The sequence below is a fragment of the Brevibacillus daliensis genome (assembly GCF_021245735.1).
GTDB classification, from domain to species: domain Bacteria; phylum Bacillota; class Bacilli; order Brevibacillales; family Brevibacillaceae; genus Brevibacillus_B; species Brevibacillus_B daliensis.
Window position 1 is genome coordinate 1 of sequence record NZ_JAJISB010000080.1, and the last position, 445, is coordinate 445.

Here is a 445-nt window from a genome sequence, read left to right on the forward strand (position 1 = left end):
CTAGCGGCGGACGGGTGAGTAACACGTAGGCAACCTGCCTGTAAGATTGGGATAACATAGGGAAACTTATGCTAATACCGAATAGAGTTTTGCTTCGCATGAAGCGAAACGGAAAGGTGGCGCAAGCTACCACTTACAGATGGGCCTGCGGCGCATTAGCTAGTTGGTGGGGTAACGGCCTACCAAGGCAACGATGCGTAGCCGACCTGAGAGGGTGACCGGCCACACTGGGACTGAGACACGGCCCAGACTCCTACGGGAGGCAGCAGTAGGGAATTTTCCACAATGGACGAAAGTCTGATGGAGCAACGCCGCGTGAACGATGAAGGCTTTCGGGTCGTAAAGTTCTGTTGTCAGGGACGAAACAGTACCGTTTGAATAAGGCGGTACCTTGACGGTACCTGACGAGAAAGCCACGGCTAACTACGTGCCAGCAGCCGCGGTA

The 445-nt window shown here is 54.6% G+C and carries 1 rRNA gene; it reads left to right on the forward strand.

Annotated features, from left to right (window positions below):
- Positions 1 to 445 (forward strand): 16S ribosomal RNA (locus LM917_RS24305); the annotation flags it as partial.